This is a genomic window from Streptomyces sp. XH2 (assembly GCF_049725035.1).
Taxonomy (GTDB): Bacteria; Actinomycetota; Actinomycetes; order Streptomycetales; family Streptomycetaceae; genus Streptomyces; species Streptomyces roseoverticillatus.
This window is the reverse complement of sequence record NZ_JBMMMZ010000002.1, coordinates 552,268-568,300: the sequence shown is the minus strand read 5'-3', so window position 1 is coordinate 568,300 and position 16,033 is coordinate 552,268. Positions and strand designations below refer to the sequence as shown.

The following is a 16,033-nucleotide window of genomic DNA, read 5'->3' as shown; positions in this document are numbered from 1 at the left end:
CGCGCGACGGGCGCGGGAAAGGGAAAAGGGTGCGCGGAAAAGGGGCTCTTCGAGCCCTAACGCATTCGCTGAACCACGGAAGGAACTCCCTCGACGACCAGGATCCCTGGCGAGGGATCCGCGCTTGCCGCAGACCTCGCTGCCTGCGGCCTGGTCATCACCCGGGGCACCCCGCCACGGACGGAGGGTTGCCGGACAGCAAGCCGGGGCCTGATCGCTGTCACTCGTGACCTTGCGGAGGAGTATGGCACACGTGATCGCCCCGCGGAACCGCCGTTCCGCGGGGCGAGACGTCAGGCGTTGCTCGCGACCACCCAGCGGTCGAGCGCCCGCCGCGCCGCACCGGAGTCGATCGACTCCGCCGCGCGCGCCAGCCCGGCGCGGATCTGCTCCGCCAGCGGCGCCTCCGTGGGCGCCTGGGCCACCAGGGCCGCGGCGGAGTTCAGCAGCACCGCGTCCCGTACGGGCCCGGTCTCCCCGGCCAGCACGCGCCGCGCCACGTCCGCGTTGTACGACGCGTCGGCTCCCCGCAGCGCCTCCACCGGCACCAGGTCCAGCCCCACGTCCCGCGGGTCGAAGGACTCCTCCCGGACCCGGCCGCCGGAGACCACCCACACCCGCGAGGTCGCGGTGGTCGTGAGTTCGTCGAGGCCGTCGTCGCCGCGGAAGACCAGCGCCGAGGAGCCGCGCTCGGCGAGCACTCCGGCGAGGATCGGCGCCATCCGGGGGTCCGCGACGCCCGTGGCCTGGGCCCGCACCCTGGCCGGGTTGGTCAGCGGGCCCAGCACGTTGAAGACGGTCCGGATGCCGAGCTCGCGCCGTGCCGCGGCCACGTGCCGCAGGGACGGGTGGAACTTCACGGCGAAGCAGAAGGTGATGCCGGCCTCCTCGGCCACCTCCACGACCCGCCGGGGCGTGAGGTCGAGGTTCACGCCCAGCTTCTCCAGGACGTCCGAGGCGCCGCTGGCGGAGGACGCCGCCCGGTTGCCGTGCTTGACGACCTTCGCGCCGGTGCCGGCCACGACGATCGAGGACATGGTGGAGATGTTGACGGTCTTGGCGCCGTCGCCGCCGGTGCCCACGATGTCCACGCTGGGACCGGGCACCTCGATGAGCCGGGCGTGCGCGTACATCGTACGGACCAGGCCGGAGATCTCGGCGACCGTCTCGCCCTTGGCGCGCAGGGCGACCAGGAAGCCCGCGATCTGGGCGTCGGTGGCCTCGCCGCGCATGATCCGGTCCATGGCCCAGGCGGTGTCGTCGGCGGTGAGGTCCCGGCCGGTGAGGAGGGCGTCCAGGAGGCCCGGCCAGGAGGGGGCCACCGCGCTGTCGCCGCCTGCCGGGGTCACAACGTTCATGGTCCACGCTCCTGGTGGTCGGTCCGGAGGGCCGGGTTCGTCCCGGGGCCCTGCCCGCCCAGCCTATCCACCCCCGGGAACAGCGAAGAGCCCCGTCCATGCGGTGGACGGGGCTCTCGCTGTGGCGATCAGCGATCAGTGTGGATCAGGCAGTGACCCGGAGATCAGTGGTGGCCGTGGCCGCTCGTGATCTCCTCGTACTCCTCGCGCGTGGCCTTGGGGATCTGGGTCCCCTCGCCGTAGAAGCCCTTGGAGAGCTTCACGCGGAGGCGCTGTCCGGCGCCGGCCTTGCGAGCCACGCCGTTCTCGTCGAACTCCGGCTCCAGCTCGAGCGGCTTGGGCTGCTCGTGCGCCGTGAGGGTGTGCAGCTGCTCCTGCGAGAGCGGCTCGTGGACCTCGACGAACTCACCGTGCGGCAGGCGCTTGATGATGCCGGACTCGCGTCCGTGCAGCACCTTGTCGCGGTCGCGGCGCTGCAGGCTCATGCAGATCCGGCGGGTCGCGATGAACGTCAGGACCGGCACCACGAAGAAGCCGATGCGGACGAACCAGGTGATCGCGTTGATCGACAGGTGGAAGTGGGTGGCCCAGAGGTCGTTTCCACCACCGATCAGCAGCACGAAGTACCAGCTGATCCAGGCGGCACCGAAGGCGGTGCGCGTCGGGGCGTTGCGCGGGCGGTCCAGCAGGTGGTGCTCGCGCTTGTCACCGGTGACCCAGGACTCGATGAACGGGTACACCGCGATGGCGGCCAGCACCAGCGGGAAGATCACCAGCGGGATGAACACGCCCAGGACCAGCGTGTGGCCCCACAGGTTGATCTCCCAGCCCGGCATCACACGGATGAGGCCCTCGGAGAAGCCCATGTACCAGTCGGGCTGCGCACCGGTGGACACCTGGTCCGGGCGGTACGGGCCGATGGCCCAGATCGGGTTGATCGAGGCGATCGCCGCGACGGCCGCGATGATGCCGAAGACCAGGAAGAAGAAGCCACCGGCCTTGGCCATGTAGACCGGCATCAGCGGGAGGCCGACGACGTTCTTGTTGGTCCGGCCCGGGCCGGGGAACTGCGTGTGCTTGTGGTAGATCACGAGGATCAGGTGGGCCACGAGCAGACCGAGCATGATGCCCGGCAGCAGCAGGACGTGGATGGAGAAGAACCGCGGCACGAAGTCCGAGCCGGGGAACTCGCCGCCGAAGAGGAACATCGAGACGTACGTGCCGACGATCGGCACGGACAGGATCGCGCCCTCCATGAAGCGGACACCGGTGCCGGAGAGCAGGTCGTCCGGGAGCGAGTAACCGGTGAAGCCGGTGAACATGCCCAGGACGAACAGCAGGAAGCCGAACAGCCAGTTGACCTCACGCGGCTTGCGGAACGCACCGGTGAAGAACACGCGCATCATGTGCACGAACATGCCGGCGAGGAAGATCAGCGCCGCCCAGTGGTGGATCTGCCGGATGAGCAGACCGCCGCGGACGTCGAAGCTGATGTTCAGCGTCGACTGGAACGCCTCGGACATCCGCATGCCCTGCATGGGGACGTACGAGCCGTGGTAGACGACCTCTTCCATGCTGGGGTGGAAGAACAGCGTCAGGTACACACCCGTGAGGATGATGATGACGAAGCTGTAGAGGCAGACCTCGCCCAGCATGAAGGACCAGTGGTCCGGGAAGATCTTCCGCATGTTGGCCTTGGCCAGGGAGTAGATCCCGAGACGGCCGTCGGCCCAGTCGGCTACCCGCTCGCCTGCGGGCGCCTTGCGGCGGTTGTCGGTTGTAGTGCTCATCCGCGCTCCCAGTAGGCAGGACCGACGGGCTCGGCGAAGTCGCCCATGGCCTCAAGGTAGCCCTTGTCGTTGACCTTGATCCGCAGCTGCGGAAGGGCGTGGCCGGCCGGGCCGAAGATCACGCGTCCGCCGTCGGAGAGGTCGAAGGTGGACTGGTGGCAGGGGCACAGCACGTGGTGCGTCTGCTGCTCGTAGAGGCTGATCGGGCAGCCGACGTGGGTGCAGATCTTGGAGAACGCGACGATGCCGTCCGCCGACCAGTCGAGCTCGCGCTTGTCCTTGATGTTCTCCGGGCGGAGCCGGACGATCATCAGGGCGGCCTTGGCGATCTCCTTCTGGAAGTCGTGGTCCTCCTCCTTCATGCCCTCGGGCATGGCGAAGGTGAGGGAGCCGACCTGGATGTCCTCCGGACGCAGCGGCTGCAGCGTGTTCTGGTTGATCAGCATCTTGCCCTCGGACCAGGCGGTCTTCCGGAGCTTGGTGCCCGGCAGCGGTCCGAGGTCGCGCAGCAGCATCACGCCGGAGAGCGGCACCAGGGCCAGCGCACCGAACATGGTGTTGCGGATCAGCTTGCGACGGCCGAAGGCCGACTCCTCGGCGCCCTGCTTGAAGTCCGCCAGGACCTTGGCCTTGACGTCCGGCTCGGCGGCGATGGCGTGCCGCTCGTCGGCGACCTCCACGTCCGACATCAGGGTGCGGGCCCAGTGGACCGCGCCCGCGCCGATGCAGAACAGCGCCACCGCGAGGGTCATGCCCAGCGCGAAGTTCAGGGCGCTGATGTGGCCGATCGGGAAGACGTAGATGCTCTTGTCGACCGGCAGGGCCACGTAGGAGGCGATGAAGCCGACGGTGGCCAGCATGGACAGCAGGAACAGGAAGGCGACCACGCGCTCGGAGCGCTGGGCTGCCCGCTCGTCGATGTCCTGGATGCGGGGCTCGTGCGGCGGCAGGCCGGGGTCGGCGAACGGGTCGCCGGCCGTCTTCGTCACGGCACCGCCGTGCGTGTCCTGCGCGCTCGGCAGGTTCTCTTCTGGAATGTCTTGGCTACTCATGACTTCTTGGCCTTAGCGGTGTGGGCCGCGACCCAGATGGCTACTGCGATCAGCGCGCCCAGGCCGAAGATCCACGCGAACAGACCCTCGCTGACCGGGCCGAGCCCGCCCAGCTCGAGGCCGCCCGGGCTCTCCGACTTGCTGCTGTTGACCGTGTCGAGGTACGCGATGATGTCCTTCTTGTTCTTCTCCGACATCGTCGTGTCGGGGAAGGAAGGCATGTTCTGCGGGCCGGTCTGCATGGCCTCGTAGATGTGCTTGGGGTTGACGTCCTCAAGCGAGGGGGCGAACTTGCCGTTGGAGAGCGCGCCGCCCTTACCGGTGAAGTTGTGGCACTGGGCGCAGTTGGTGCGGAAGAGCTCCCCGCCCTTGGCGATGTCCGCGCCGTCCGGGCTGTACTGATCCTTGGTCGGGACCGAGGGGCCGGCGCCCAGCGAGGAGATGTACGCGGCGAGCTGGTCGATCTCGGCCTGCGAGTAGATCGCCTTCTTGCGGGGGGCCTGGGCACCCTGCTGCTGGAGCGGCATGCGGCCGGTGGCGACCTGGAAGTCGACGGCCGCGGCGCCCACGCCGACGAGGCTCGGGCCGTCGGTGGTGCCCTGACCGCCGGTGCCGTGGCAGCTTGCGCAGCCCACGGAATAGAGCTTCTTGCCCTCCTCGATGGCGAGGGACTGGGCGGTCTCATCGGCCTTGGCCGTGTCCGCCGGCGCGAACGCGGCGTACAGCCCCCCAGTGACCGCCAGCGCGAAGAGTAGGACGACGACCGCCGCCAGCGGATGGCGTCGTCGTGCGGAGAGCTTTTTCACGGATTACCCCGGTGTCAGGATCTTCTGCGTCGATCTGGACTGTTGGTCCGGTGCGGGACGGGACCGATTACTTGATCAAGTAGATCGTGGCGAAGAGGCCGATCCACACCACGTCGACGAAGTGCCAGTAGTAGGACACGACGATGGCCGCCGTCGCCTGGTGGTGGGTGAACCTCTTGGCCGCGTACGTCCTGCCCAGAACCAGCAGGAAGGCGATCAGACCGCCCGTCACGTGCAGGCCGTGGAAGCCGGTCGTCAGGTAGAACACCGAGCCGTACGGGTCGGAGGAGAGCGAGAGGCCGTCCTCCTTCACGAGGTCGGTGTACTCGAAGACCTGGCCGCCGATGAAGATGGCACCCATCACGAACGTGATCACGAACCAGGTGCGCAGCTTCTTCACGTCGCCGCGCTCGGCGGCGAAGACGCCGAGCTGGCAGGTGAGGGAGGAGAGCACCAGGATCGTGGTGTTCGTCGCCGAGAACGGAAGGTTCAGCGAGGACGCCATTTCCTTCCAGTGGTCGGCGCCGGTCACCGATCGCAGGGTGAAGTACATCGCGAAGAGGGCCGCGAAGAACATCAGCTCGGAACTCAACCAGATGATGGTTCCGACGCTGGTGAGGTTCGGTCGATTGACCGACGGGTGTGCGTGCCCGGTATCTGTTGCTGTTGCAGTCGCCACGACCGACATTATGTCGGTCGCTTATCTCGCGCTCACTCCGGGGGGTGCCGTTCGGTGTGTCAAGAGCATGTGCGCTGCTCGTACGGCCCAGTGCCGGGGTCCCCCAAAGGGGGGAACCGGACGTTCCGGGGCACCGCGCGGGCCTGACGGACCCTCCTCCGGAAGGGTGTTCGCGGAGTAGAGTCCGGCCATCGATCAGCTCCACGTCAGATCCACAGCTGTGCCGAACACAAGCCTGGAGGAACGATGCAGCCGACGGCCACCGTGCTGGTCTACAGCGACAACGCGGACACCCGCGAGCAGGTCCGGCTGGCCGCGGGGCGCAGGCCGGCCCCCGACGTGCCGCCGGTCGAGTACGTGGAGTGCGCGACCCTCCCGGGCGTGCTCGCGGCCCTGGAGGCGCACCACGTGGACGTGTGCGTCCTGGACGGCGAGACGGCGCCCGCGGGCGGCATGGGGGTGTGCCGGCAGCTGAAGGACGAGGTGTTCCGCTGCCCGCCCGTGCTGCTGCTGATGGGCCGCCCGCAGGACGCCTGGCTGGCCACGTGGAGCCGCGCGGACGCGGCCGTGACGCACCCGCTCGACCCGGCGGTGTTCGCCGAGGCGCTGGCGGGCCTGCTGCGCAGCCGCAGGGCCGTGGACGCCTGACGGGCCGGGCGGCCCGCGGGGCCAGCGGGGCGGCTAGAGCTCGGGGCGCAGGCGGGCCGCCTCGGCGGGGTTGCTCCCCTGTTTCTTGCCTCCGACGAGGGCACTGCCCTTGCGCCATTCGTCCCAGTCCATGTTCCAGTCGCCGAAGCCGTTGTCGAAGGGCGTCATGGTGTCGCCCGCGCTGCCCACGACCTTGACGATGTCGCCGACGTGGACGGTGTCGAAGAACCACTTGGCGTTGGCGGTGCTCATGCCGGTGCAGCCGTGGCTGACGTTCTCCCAGCCCTGGGAGCCCTCGGACCAGGGGGCGGCATGCACGTACTCGCCGCTCCACGTGACCCGGGTGGCCCAGTACACGGGCAGGTCGTAGGAGTCGGCGCTGCCCTCGGCGATGCCGATGCTGGTGCCGCGCATGCGTACGAAGGATTCCCGGCCCAGGATCACCTTGACCCCGTTGCGGGTGGCGTAGCCCGGTTTGCCGGTGGTCACCGGGATGGACCGGATCTCCTTGCCGTTGCGCAGCACGGTCATGCTGTGGGCGCCGGCGTCCGTGACGGCCTCGATGCGGTCGCCGGTGGTCAGCCTGACGGGCTTGGAGGGGCCTCCGTAGAGGCCGCCGCCGACCTTGATGCCGTCGAGGGTGGCGTGCACGTCGACGGTGGAGTTGGCGGGCCAGTACTCCTTGGGCCGGTAGTGCAGGGTGCGGTTGTCCACCCAGTGCCAGGCGCCCTCCACGGCGGGCTGCGACTCGACCCTGAGGGTGCGTTCGACGACGGCGCGGGCGGCCGGGTCCTGGACGGGGGTGCTCAGCTCGGCGGTGATGGGCTGCCCCACCCCGTAGGTGCCGTTCTGCGGGCCGAAACTGACGCGCAGGAGGCGGTCCGCCGGGTTGGTGTCGAAGCCGATCGTGCGGCGGCCCTGGGCCCCGTTCTCGTCCTCGGTGGTGACGCGGACGGTGTAGTGGGCTCCGGCGGCGAGGGCCCCGGTGCTGTGCCAGCGGGATCCGTCGGGGGCGAGCTCGCCCTTCACATAGCGGCCGGCGGCGTCCGTGGCGGTGACGTCGGTGATGCGGTCGTCGCCCCTGGCCGTCACCTCCAGCGGCTTGCTGGGGTCGGCCTTCTGCCCGTCGCGGGCATTGGCGATCTCCACCTGACCGCCGGCGTCGTAGGGCTTGTCGGCCAGCGGGTTGGACGAGCCGCCGCAGGCGGTGACCCCCACCGCCAGCGCGGTCAGCAGCACCGCCCCGGTGAGCGCCAGACGGTGTCGACGTGACTGGGTCATGGTCACAACCGTAGGAAGGTTCGGGGGGTACGGCCGCCCGGGGGACTGCAAAGGGGTGGACACGCACCGGGCCCCGCACACCGGATGGTGTGCGGGGCCCGGAGGCAGCGCTGCTACTGGTTCTGGTTCTCGCCGCGGTAGAACTCGAACACCCAGCCGAAGAGGCCGACCAGGATGATCGGGGCGGAGAAGTACATCAGCCACCAGCCGAAGCAGATGCTCAGGAAGGCCAGGGCGCCACCGACCGCCAGGGAGAGCGGCTGCCAGCTGTGCGGGGCGAAGAAGCCCAGCTCGCCGGCGTCGTCGGCGACGTCCGCCTCCTTGTTGTCACCGGCGCCGGTGTCCACCCGGCGTGCGGTGAACGCCAGGTAGTAGCCGACCATGATGCACAGTCCGAAGGCCATGAAGAGGGCCGTCGTGCCGGCTGCCTCCTTCGACCACACGCCATAGACACACGCCATGGCGAGGATGAAGACGGAGAGCCAGATGAACATCTTGCCCTGGATCTTCACTTGCCGGCCTCCTTGCCACCCGCGAGGGCCTTCTCAGCCGCGAGGTTCTCTTCGAGCTCCAGGGCCACGATCTCCGGGTGGTGCAGGTCGAACGCCGGGGATTCGGAGCGGATGCGCGGCAGCGTGAGGAAGTTGTGCCGCGGCGGCGGGCAGGACGTCGCCCACTCCAGGGAGCGGCCGTAGCCCCACGGGTCGTCGACCTCGACCTTCTTGCCGTACTTGGCGGTCTTCCAGACGTTGTACATGAACGGCAGGATCGACAGGCCCAGCAGGAAGGAGCTGATGGTCGAGATGGTGTTCAGCGTGGTGAAGCCGTCGGCGGCCAGGTAGTCCGCGTAACGGCGCGGCATGCCCTCGGCACCGAGCCAGTGCTGCACCAGGAACGTGCCGTGGAAGCCCACGAACAGCGTCCAGAAGGTGATCTTGCCGAGCTTCTCGTCCAGCATCTTGCCCGTGAACTTCGGCCACCAGAAGTGGAAGCCGGAGAACATCGCGAACACCACGGTGCCGAAGATGACGTAGTGGAAGTGCGCGACCACGAAGTACGAGTCGGAGACGTGGAAGTCCAGCGGGGGCGAGGCCAGGATGACACCGGTCAGACCACCGAAGGTGAAGGTGATCAGGAAGCCGGTGGCCCACAGCATCGGGGTCTCGAAGGACAGCGAGCCCTTCCACATGGTGCCGATCCAGTTGAAGAACTTCACACCGGTCGGGACCGCGATCAGGAAGGTCATGAAGGAGAAGAACGGCAGCAGCACGCCGCCCGTGACGTACATGTGGTGCGCCCACACCGTCACCGACAGACCGGCGATCGAGATCGTGGCCGCGATCAGGCCCCAGTAGCCGAACATCGGCTTGCGGGAGAAGACCGGGATGACCTCGGAGATGATGCCGAAGAACGGCAGCGCGATGATGTACACCTCGGGGTGGCCGAAGAACCAGAAGAGGTGCTGCCACAGCAGGGCGCCGCCATTGGCCGCGTCGAAGACGTGGGCCCCGAACTTGCGGTCCGCCTCCAGGGCGAACAGCGCGGCCGCCAGGACCGGGAAGGCCAGCAGGACCAGCACACCGGTCAGCAGGACGTTCCAGGTGAAGATCGGCATGCGGAACATCGTCATGCCGGGCGCGCGCATGCAGATGATCGTGGTGATGAAGTTGACCGAACCGAGGATCGTGCCGAAGCCGGAGAAGGCCAGACCCATGATCCACATGTCGGCGCCGACACCCGGCGAGCGGACGGCGTCCGACAGCGGGGAGTAGGCGAACCAGCCGAAGTCGGCCGCACCCTGCGGGGTGAGGAAGCCGGCCACGGCGATGATCGAGCCGAACAGGTACAGCCAGTAGGCGAACATGTTCAGCCGCGGGAACGCCACGTCGGGCGCGCCGATCTGCAGCGGCATGATCCAGTTCGCGAAACCGGCGAACAGCGGCGTCGCGAACATCAGCAGCATGATCGTGCCGTGCATCGTGAACGCCTGGTTGAACTGCTCGTTCGACATGATCTGCGTGCCGGGACGGGCGAGTTCGGCGCGCATCAGCAGCGCCATCAGACCGCCGATGCAGAAGAACGCGAACGACGTGACCAGGTAGAGCGTGCCGATGGTCTTGTGGTCGGTGGTGGTGAGCCACTTGACCGCGTTGATACCGGGCTGCTTCTGGCGGACTGGCGGTGCTGCCGTGGCTGTCGCGGCGGCGGCACCCTGGGGTTCGTTGAGGATGCTCACTTGTTCTTGGTCTCCGCGTTCTTCGCGTGATCCGTCATCGCGATGCCCGCCGGCTGGTAGCCGGTCTGGCCCTTCGCCGCCAGCTCCTTCAGGTGCTGCTTGTAGCGCTCAGGAGAGACGACCTTGACGTTGAAGAGCATCCGGGAGTGGTCCTGGCCGCAGAGCTCGGCGCACTTGCCCAGGAAGGTGCCCTCCTTGTTCGGGGTCACCGTGAAGCTGTTGGTGTGCCCCGGAATGACGTCCTGCTTCATCAGGAACGGCACCACCCAGAAGGAGTGGATGACATCCCGCGAGGTCAGCACGAACTCGACCGTCTCGCCCTTGGGCAGCCACAGCGTGGGGCCGGGGTTGTTGGTCTGCTCGTTGCGCGTGCCGGGGATGCCGATGTCGTAGACACCCTCCGCACCCTTCGGCGCCTTGTTCAGGAACCGGTCCGGGATCGCGTCGAGCTCCTTGTTCTCCCGGAGCGGCTTCGCCGGGGTCGCGGCGTTGCCGTCGACGTCCTCCATGTAGTTGAAGGCCCAGCTCCACTGGAAGCCCACCACGTTGACGACGTGCTGGGGCTTCTCCGGGTTGGTCAGCAGCTTGTTCTCATCACGCGCGGTGAAGTAGAAGAGCACCGACACGATGATGATCGGGACCGCCGTGTACAGCGCCTCGATCGGCATGTTGTACCGGGTCTGCTGGGGCACCTCCACCTTCGTCCGGCTGCGCCGGTGGAAGATGACGCTCCAGATGATCAGGCCCCACACCAGGATGCCGGTCACGAGGGCGGCGGCCCAGGAGCCCTGCCACAGGGAGAGGATCCGCGGCGCCTCTTCCGTGACGGGAGTGGGCATTCCGAGGCGGGGGAAGTCCTTCGATGTGCAACCGGTAGCGGTCGCCAGGACAGCGCCCGCGGCCAGCGCCTGCAGCAGCTTCCGCCGCACCGGGCGCCGCGACGAGCGGTCGGAGCCGTTGGGACTCACGTAGCGCCTTCCCGAGAGTCTCGCCCGTGCGGCCGGCTGCGGCCGTCTCGCTGGTCGGTCGCCGGCCCGCTGCGGGCAGGGGTTTGGATGTTTATGCGGACCAAACCCTACTGGACGCTATTTGGGGCCGCGCGGGGAGGGTGCCCAACGCGCCGCGTCACTCCCCGAAGGGGTGGAATCAGCGGGTCCGGCCGCCGTCTGGGGGACCGTCAGACGACTGCGCCGCAGGTCGGAAGGTACGCGGTGAGCGGCCTTCCGGCGACGCGTTAGTTTCTGGGTGTGCCCTACTTCGACGCCGCCTCCGCCGCTCCCCTGCACCCCGTCGCCCGCCAGGCGCTGCTGGCCTCCCTCGACGAGGGCTGGGCCGATCCCGCCCGGCTGTACCGCGAGGGCCGGCGGGCCCGGCTGCTGCTGGACGCCGCCCGCGAGGCCGCGGCGGAGGCCGTGGGCTGCCGCCCCGACGAGCTCGTCTTCACCCCTTCGGGTACGCGCGCGGTGCACGACGGCCTGGCCGGCGCGCTGGCCGGGCGCCGCCGCACCGGCCGCCACCTGGTGGTCTCGGCCGTCGAGCACTCCTCCGTGCTCGCCTCCGCCGCGGCCCTGGAGGCGGCCGGCGGCAGCTTCACCGAGGTGCCCGTCGACCGGGCGGGCCGCGTGGCGCCCGGAACGTACGCCGCGGCGCTGCGCCCCGATACGGCGCTGGCCGCCCTGCAGTCCGCCAACCACGAGGTGGGCACCGAGCAGCCGGTGGCCGAGGTGGCCGAGGAGTGCCGGGCCGCGGGGGTGCCGCTGCTGGTGGACGCGGCGCAGTCGCTCGCGTGGGGGCCCGTGGCGAGCGGCTGGTCGCTGCTCGCGGCCAGCGCGCACAAGTGGGGCGGTCCGTCGGGCGTGGGTCTGCTGGCGGTCCGCAAGGGGACGCGGTTCGCGTTCCAGGGCCCGGCGGACGAGCGGGAGTCGGGCCGCGCGCCGGGCTTCCCCGACCTGCCGGCGATCGTGGCGGCGGCCGCGTCGCTGCGGGCCGTGCGGCAGGAGGCGGCGGAGGAGGGCGCCCGGCTGCGGGCGCTGGTCGAGCGGATCCGCGAGCGGGTGCCCGCGCTCGTGCCGGACGTGGAGGTGGTGGGCGACCCGGTCCGGAGGCTGCCGCATCTGGTCACGTTCTCGTGTCTGTACGTCGACGGCGAGACGCTGCTGCACGCCCTCGACCGGGCGGGGTTCTCCGTCTCCTCCGGCTCCTCGTGCACCTCCGGCACCCTGGCCCCGAGCCATGTGCTGCAGGCGATGGGGGTGCTGTCGGAGGGCAACGTCCGGGTGTCGCTGCCGGCGGGCACGGCGGAGGAGGACGTCGAGCGCTTCCTCGACCTGCTGCCGGGGGTGGTGGCCTCCGTGCGGCAGCAGCTGGGCGCGCCGGCGGCGCCCGAGCCGGCTCCCCGGACGGCGACCGGGGCAGGGCTGGTGGTCGACTCGCTGGGCAAGCGCTGCCCGGTCCCGGTGATCGACCTGGCCCGGTCCATCGGCGACGTGCCGGTGGGCGGTCTGGTGACCGTGCTGTCCGACGACGAGGCCGCGCGGCTGGACATCCCCGCCTGGTGCGACATGCGGGAGCAGGAGTACGTGGGGGAACGCCCGGCGGAGCGGGGCACGGCGTACGTGGTGCGGCGCCGGACGTGACGCGGCCCCGGCCCGGAGGGGGCGGGGGCCGCGCGGGGGCCGGGATCAGGCCAGGTGCGTCTTGACCTCGGCGGCGGCCTCGTCGCCGTAGGCCTTGGTGAAGCGCTCCATGAAGTGGCCGCGGCGCAGCTCGTACTCCTGGGTGCCCAGGGTCTCGATGACCAGGGTGGCGAGCATGCAGCCCAGCTGGGCGGCGCGCTCCAGGGGAAGCTCCCAGGTCAGGCCGGCGAGGAAGCCCGCGCGGAAGGCGTCGCCGACGCCGGTCGGGTCGACCTTGGCCTCTTCCTGGGCGCAGCCGACCTCGATGGCGGGCTCGCCCGCGCGCTCGATGCGCACGCCCTGCGCGCCGAGGGTGGTGATGCGGGTGCCGACCTTGGCCAGGATCTCGTCCCCGGACCAGCCGGTCTTGGACTCGATGAGGGCCTTCTCGTACTCGTTGGTGAAGAGGTACGTGGCGCCCTCGACGAGGACGCGGATGTCGTCGCCGTCCATGCGCGCCAGCTGCTGGGAGGGGTCGGCGGCGAAGGGGATGCCCCGGGAGCGGCACTCCTCGGTGTGGCGGATCATCGCCTCGGGGTCGTCGGCGCCGATCAGGACCAGGTCGAGGCCGCCGACGCGGTCGGCGACGGGCTGCAGCTCGATCTGGCGGGCCTCGCTCATCGCGCCGGTGTAGAAGGACGCGATCTGGTTGTGGTCGGTGTCCGTGGTGCAGACGAAGCGTGCGGTGTGCAGGACCTCGGAGATGCGGACGGAGTCGGTGTCCACGCCGTGCCGCTCCAGCCAGGCGCGGTACTCGGCGAAATCGGCGCCGGCGGCGCCGACCAGGATCGGGCGCAGGCCGAGCAGGCCCATGCCGAAGCAGATGTTGGGGGCGACACCGCCGCGGCGGACGTCGAGTTCGTCGACGAGGAAGGAGAGCGAGACGGTGTGCAGCTGGTCCGCCACGAGCTGATCGGCGAAACGGCCGGGGAACGTCATCAGATGGTCAGTGGCGATGGAGCCGGTGACTGCGATACGCACGGCGGTTCTGCTCCTGCGGGGGCGAGGTGACGGGGATCAGGACGAGCCACACCACGCTACCGGGTCCGGAATTCGCACCTGCGTACAGTTTCGGCCATCGTCCGGACAAAATTACCAAATAGTAGCCCTTTCCTCGTGCGTTGCGGGTGCATACGGTGCCGCTATGCCGAACCCTGTGAAGGACGTCACTTTTACCGAGAACGAGCCCGAGTCGCTGGCGGAGCTGCGTGGGCTGTGCGCACGGATGTCGCCGCACTGGACGGGAGCGCCCGGGACCGGGCAGCCGGCCGCAGCCGTGCCGCCCTCGCTGATCAGGGGCGTCTCGGTGCCGGCGGGGTCCGCGCGGCTGATCGACGGGATGTCGGAGTACGGCGACTGACGCTCCCGTTCCGGCCCGGCCGCGGCCGGGTGGAACCGCTCGCTCCTGTGCTCCGTCCAAGCCGCGTCCCCTTCCCGGGGGATGCAGCGCTACGGACATTGGGCGGAGTGAAGGAGCGATGTGGTGAGCACCGAGGGCGGCAGCCCCGAAGGCAAGCAGCAGCGGAAGCGTTCACGGCTCGCGGTCGCCTCGGTGGCGGCGGCGGTGCTGCTGGCCGGTGGCGGCGGTGCGTACTGGGCCGCCACGGCGTCGGAGGGCGACGGCGGCAAGGGCGGTGGCGCGCCGGGCGGTGAGGGCTCCCCGCCGCCCCTCGCGCTGGACGCCCCGGCCGCCGGCGGGCCCACCGGGCCCTCGCAGGGCATCGCCGTGGGCGAGCCGGACCCGGGCGGCGTGCGCTACCGCGCCGAGGGGAAGCTGCCCGGCGGGCCGCGGACGGCGGCGGTCCGGCTGCCGGAGGGCGAGGTGGGCCGGGCGGAGGTGGCCTCCCTCGCCGCGGCCCTGCACGTGTCCGGCACGCCGCGGCTGGAGGGCGACACCTGGCGGGTGGGCGGCCCGCCCGGGGCGGACGAGCCGGTCCTGCAGGTGGCCCGCAAGGGGCCCGGCAACTGGTCCTTCGCGCGCTTCGGCAACGCCGGCAAGGGGTGCGTGCACCCGCCGGGCTCGGGGCCGCGCACGGATCCCGCCGCGGACCTGTCCCCGGCCGGGCCCGCGAGCTGCCCGCAGCAGGAGGGGCAGGCCCCGGACGGGCAGCCGCCCGTGCCGGAGGAGAAGGCGAAGAGCGCCGCCGCGCCCGTCCTGAAGGCGCTCGGCCAGGACGACTCCAAGATCGACGCCTCGCAGCTCTTCGGCGCGGTGCGGACGGTCAACGCCGACCCCGTGCTGGACGGCCTGCCGGTCTTCGGCTGGCGGACGACCCTGGAGGTCGGCTCGGACGCCGGGCTCGTACGAGGCAGCGGACAGCTCCAGGTCCCGCCGAAGGGGGCGGTGTACCCGCTCGTGACGGCAGACGAGGCGCTGAAGGAGCTCAACAAGGGCGGCGGCGCCGGCCGTCCCGCGATCGGCGGCTGCGCCTCCCCCGTCCCGCACGGCGACGCGGAGCCGAACGGGGACGACGGGGCGCGCGGCTTCGCGGTGCCCTGCCCGCCGAAGGCCCCGCCGCGCGAGCCCGCGACGGTGACCGGGGCCGCGCTGGGCCTGTCCGCACAGTCGGTGGCCGGGCGGCAGGCGCTGGTGCCGTCGTGGCTGTTCCAGGTGCGTCTGCCGGGCGCGGAGAAGGGGGCGGTGGTCACGGTCGCGCAGCCCGCGGTGGATCCGGAGTTCCTGGTGCGGCGCTCCCCCGGCCCGGACCGCTCGGAGAGCCCGGGGAAGGGCACGCCGAAGTCGGTGCCGGTGCACGTGGAGTCGTACAGCGTGGACGGGAAGGAGCTCGTCCTGCACTTCTGGGGCGGGCTGTGCAAGAACTACGCGGTCTCCGCCGAGCAGTCGGCCTCCGCGGTGACGGTCAAGGTCACCGGGACGGAGAAGCAGCCGGGCCGGGAGTGCGTCCTGATGGCGAAGAAGTTCGACGAGACGGTGACGCTGGACGAGCCGCTGGGCGACCGCAAGGTGGTGGACGCCTCGACGGGCGAGCCCGTGGCGCGGCAGCAGGAGAAGTGAGCGGAGCCGCACGGAAGACCGCGAAGGCGGTGCCCCCCGGTCGGGGGCACCGCCTTCGCGGTACAAGCAGGTGACGACTTAGCTGAAGGAGTCACCGCAGGCGCAGGAACCCGTGGCGTTCGGGTTGTCGATCGTGAAGCCCTGCTTCTCGATGGTGTCGACGAAGTCGATGGAGGCGCCGCCCAGGTACGGGGCGCTCATGCGGTCCGTGACGACCTTGACGCCGTCGAAGTCCTTGACGACGTCACCGTCGAGCGAGCGCTCGTCGAAGAAGAGCTGGTAGCGCAGGCCGGAGCAGCCACCGGGCTGGACGGCGACGCGCAGCGCGAGGTCGTCACGGCCTTCCTGCTCCAGCAGGCTCTTGACCTTGGCGGCGGCGGCGTCGGACAGGAGGATGCCGTCGCTCACAGTGGTCTTCTCGTCCTGAACGGACATCTGCTTCACTCCCGGGTTTGGTGCGGACTGCTTGCCCTCGGCTGCAACCGCCGGTCT

The 16,033-nt window shown here is 70.2% G+C and carries 15 protein-coding genes and 1 riboswitch; of the genes, 4 read left to right on the top strand and 11 right to left on the bottom strand.

Going from position 1 to position 16,033, the window contains the following annotated elements; genetic code table 11:
* Nucleotides 1-115 precede the first annotated feature (115 nt).
* Nucleotides 116-232: riboswitch (SAM riboswitch) on the bottom strand.
* A gap of 61 nt (nt 233-293) precedes the next feature.
* The 5 genes from trpD to ACOTKD_RS06165 all read right to left on the bottom strand — a co-directional run bounded on the left by trpD (nt 294) and on the right by ACOTKD_RS06165 (nt 5,694).
* Nucleotides 294-1,358 (bottom strand): anthranilate phosphoribosyltransferase, encoded by a 1,065-nt coding sequence (trpD, locus tag ACOTKD_RS06185; RefSeq protein WP_424887835.1) that lies wholly within the window; start codon nt 1,356-1,358, stop codon nt 294-296.
* A 164-nt stretch (nt 1,359-1,522) separates the two neighbouring features.
* On the bottom strand, nt 1,523-3,148 hold the full coding sequence (locus tag ACOTKD_RS06180; protein ID WP_424887834.1) for a cytochrome b: 1,626 nt from the start codon (nt 3,146-3,148) through the stop codon (nt 1,523-1,525).
* A complete protein-coding gene (locus ACOTKD_RS06175) occupies nt 3,145-4,200 on the bottom strand; it encodes a Rieske 2Fe-2S domain-containing protein (protein ID WP_424887833.1) in 1,056 nt (351 codons plus the stop codon). Before ACOTKD_RS06175 ends, ACOTKD_RS06180 begins: the two co-directional genes overlap by 4 nt.
* Nucleotides 4,197-5,006, bottom strand: a complete 810-nt coding sequence (locus ACOTKD_RS06170) for a c-type cytochrome (protein WP_424887832.1) — start codon at nt 5,004-5,006, stop codon at nt 4,197-4,199. The genes ACOTKD_RS06175 and ACOTKD_RS06170 overlap by 4 nt, the downstream gene beginning before the upstream one ends.
* Before the next feature lie 67 nt (nt 5,007-5,073).
* Nucleotides 5,074-5,694 carry a cytochrome c oxidase subunit 3 gene (locus ACOTKD_RS06165; protein WP_302860128.1) on the bottom strand — a complete coding sequence of 207 codons (621 nt, stop codon included), beginning with the start codon at nt 5,692-5,694 and terminating at the stop codon, nt 5,074-5,076.
* A 237-nt stretch (nt 5,695-5,931) separates the two neighbouring features.
* Between ACOTKD_RS06165 and ACOTKD_RS06160 the strand changes: the two genes are divergently transcribed.
* Nucleotides 5,932-6,333, top strand: coding sequence for a hypothetical protein (locus tag ACOTKD_RS06160; protein WP_359096888.1), 402 nt, complete (start codon nt 5,932-5,934; stop codon nt 6,331-6,333).
* Nucleotides 6,334-6,366: 33 nt separating this feature from the next.
* Here the strand turns inward: ACOTKD_RS06160 and ACOTKD_RS06155 are convergent, their stop codons facing one another.
* The 4 genes from ACOTKD_RS06155 to coxB form a co-directional block, all read right to left on the bottom strand.
* Nucleotides 6,367-7,614, bottom strand: coding sequence for an Ig-like domain-containing protein (locus ACOTKD_RS06155; RefSeq protein ID WP_424887831.1), 1,248 nt, complete (start codon nt 7,612-7,614; stop codon nt 6,367-6,369).
* 113 nt (nt 7,615-7,727) lie between these two features.
* The gene (locus ACOTKD_RS06150; protein ID WP_120754280.1) at nt 7,728-8,126 is read right to left on the bottom strand and encodes a cytochrome c oxidase subunit 4; all 399 of its coding nucleotides are present in this window, start codon (nt 8,124-8,126) and stop codon (nt 7,728-7,730) included.
* Complete coding sequence (gene ctaD, locus ACOTKD_RS06145) at nt 8,123-9,850, bottom strand: cytochrome c oxidase subunit I (RefSeq protein ID WP_424887830.1); 1,728 nt, start codon at nt 9,848-9,850, stop codon at nt 8,123-8,125. The genes ACOTKD_RS06150 and ctaD overlap by 4 nt, the downstream gene beginning before the upstream one ends.
* Nucleotides 9,847-10,818 carry a cytochrome c oxidase subunit II gene (gene coxB / locus ACOTKD_RS06140; protein WP_106676608.1) on the bottom strand — a complete coding sequence of 324 codons (972 nt, stop codon included), beginning with the start codon at nt 10,816-10,818 and terminating at the stop codon, nt 9,847-9,849. The genes ctaD and coxB overlap by 4 nt, the downstream gene beginning before the upstream one ends.
* A 279-nt stretch (nt 10,819-11,097) precedes the next feature.
* Between coxB and ACOTKD_RS06135 the strand changes: the two genes are divergently transcribed.
* On the top strand, nt 11,098-12,486 hold the full coding sequence (locus ACOTKD_RS06135; protein ID WP_424887829.1) for a cysteine desulfurase/sulfurtransferase TusA family protein: 1,389 nt from the start codon (nt 11,098-11,100) through the stop codon (nt 12,484-12,486).
* A gap of 45 nt (nt 12,487-12,531) precedes the next feature.
* Here the strand turns inward: ACOTKD_RS06135 and ACOTKD_RS06130 are convergent, their stop codons facing one another.
* Complete coding sequence (locus ACOTKD_RS06130; protein ID WP_424887828.1) at nt 12,532-13,506, bottom strand: carbohydrate kinase family protein; 975 nt, start codon at nt 13,504-13,506, stop codon at nt 12,532-12,534.
* A 163-nt stretch (nt 13,507-13,669) separates the two neighbouring features.
* Here ACOTKD_RS06130 and ACOTKD_RS06125 point away from each other — a divergent pair, with 163 nt between their 5' ends.
* A complete protein-coding gene (locus ACOTKD_RS06125) occupies nt 13,670-13,885 on the top strand; it encodes a hypothetical protein (protein WP_424887827.1) in 216 nt (71 codons plus the stop codon).
* Between the two features lie 123 nt (nt 13,886-14,008).
* On the top strand, nt 14,009-15,541 hold the full coding sequence (locus ACOTKD_RS06120; protein WP_424887826.1) for a hypothetical protein: 1,533 nt from the start codon (nt 14,009-14,011) through the stop codon (nt 15,539-15,541).
* A gap of 78 nt (nt 15,542-15,619) precedes the next feature.
* Here ACOTKD_RS06120 and erpA read toward each other — a convergent pair whose 3' ends face one another.
* Nucleotides 15,620-15,976 (bottom strand): iron-sulfur cluster insertion protein ErpA, encoded by a 357-nt coding sequence (erpA, locus tag ACOTKD_RS06115; protein ID WP_004946545.1) that lies wholly within the window; start codon nt 15,974-15,976, stop codon nt 15,620-15,622.
* Nucleotides 15,977-16,033 lie beyond the last annotated feature (57 nt).

Coding starts and splice junctions, on each gene's coding strand:
- trpD (WP_424887835.1), bottom strand. CDS start 1,358: ATGAACGTTGTGACCCCGGCAGGCGGCGACAGCGCGGTGGCCCCCTCC.
- ACOTKD_RS06180 (WP_424887834.1), bottom strand. CDS start 3,148: ATGAGCACTACAACCGACAACCGCCGCAAGGCGCCCGCAGGCGAGCGG.
- ACOTKD_RS06175 (WP_424887833.1), bottom strand. CDS start 4,200: ATGAGTAGCCAAGACATTCCAGAAGAGAACCTGCCGAGCGCGCAGGAC.
- ACOTKD_RS06165 (WP_302860128.1), bottom strand. CDS start 5,694: ATGTCGGTCGTGGCGACTGCAACAGCAACAGATACCGGGCACGCACAC.
- ACOTKD_RS06160 (WP_359096888.1), top strand. CDS start 5,932: ATGCAGCCGACGGCCACCGTGCTGGTCTACAGCGACAACGCGGACACC.
- ACOTKD_RS06155 (WP_424887831.1), bottom strand. CDS start 7,614: ATGACCCAGTCACGTCGACACCGTCTGGCGCTCACCGGGGCGGTGCTG.
- ACOTKD_RS06125 (WP_424887827.1), top strand. CDS start 13,670: ATGCCGAACCCTGTGAAGGACGTCACTTTTACCGAGAACGAGCCCGAG.
- erpA (WP_004946545.1), bottom strand. CDS start 15,976: ATGTCCGTTCAGGACGAGAAGACCACTGTGAGCGACGGCATCCTCCTG.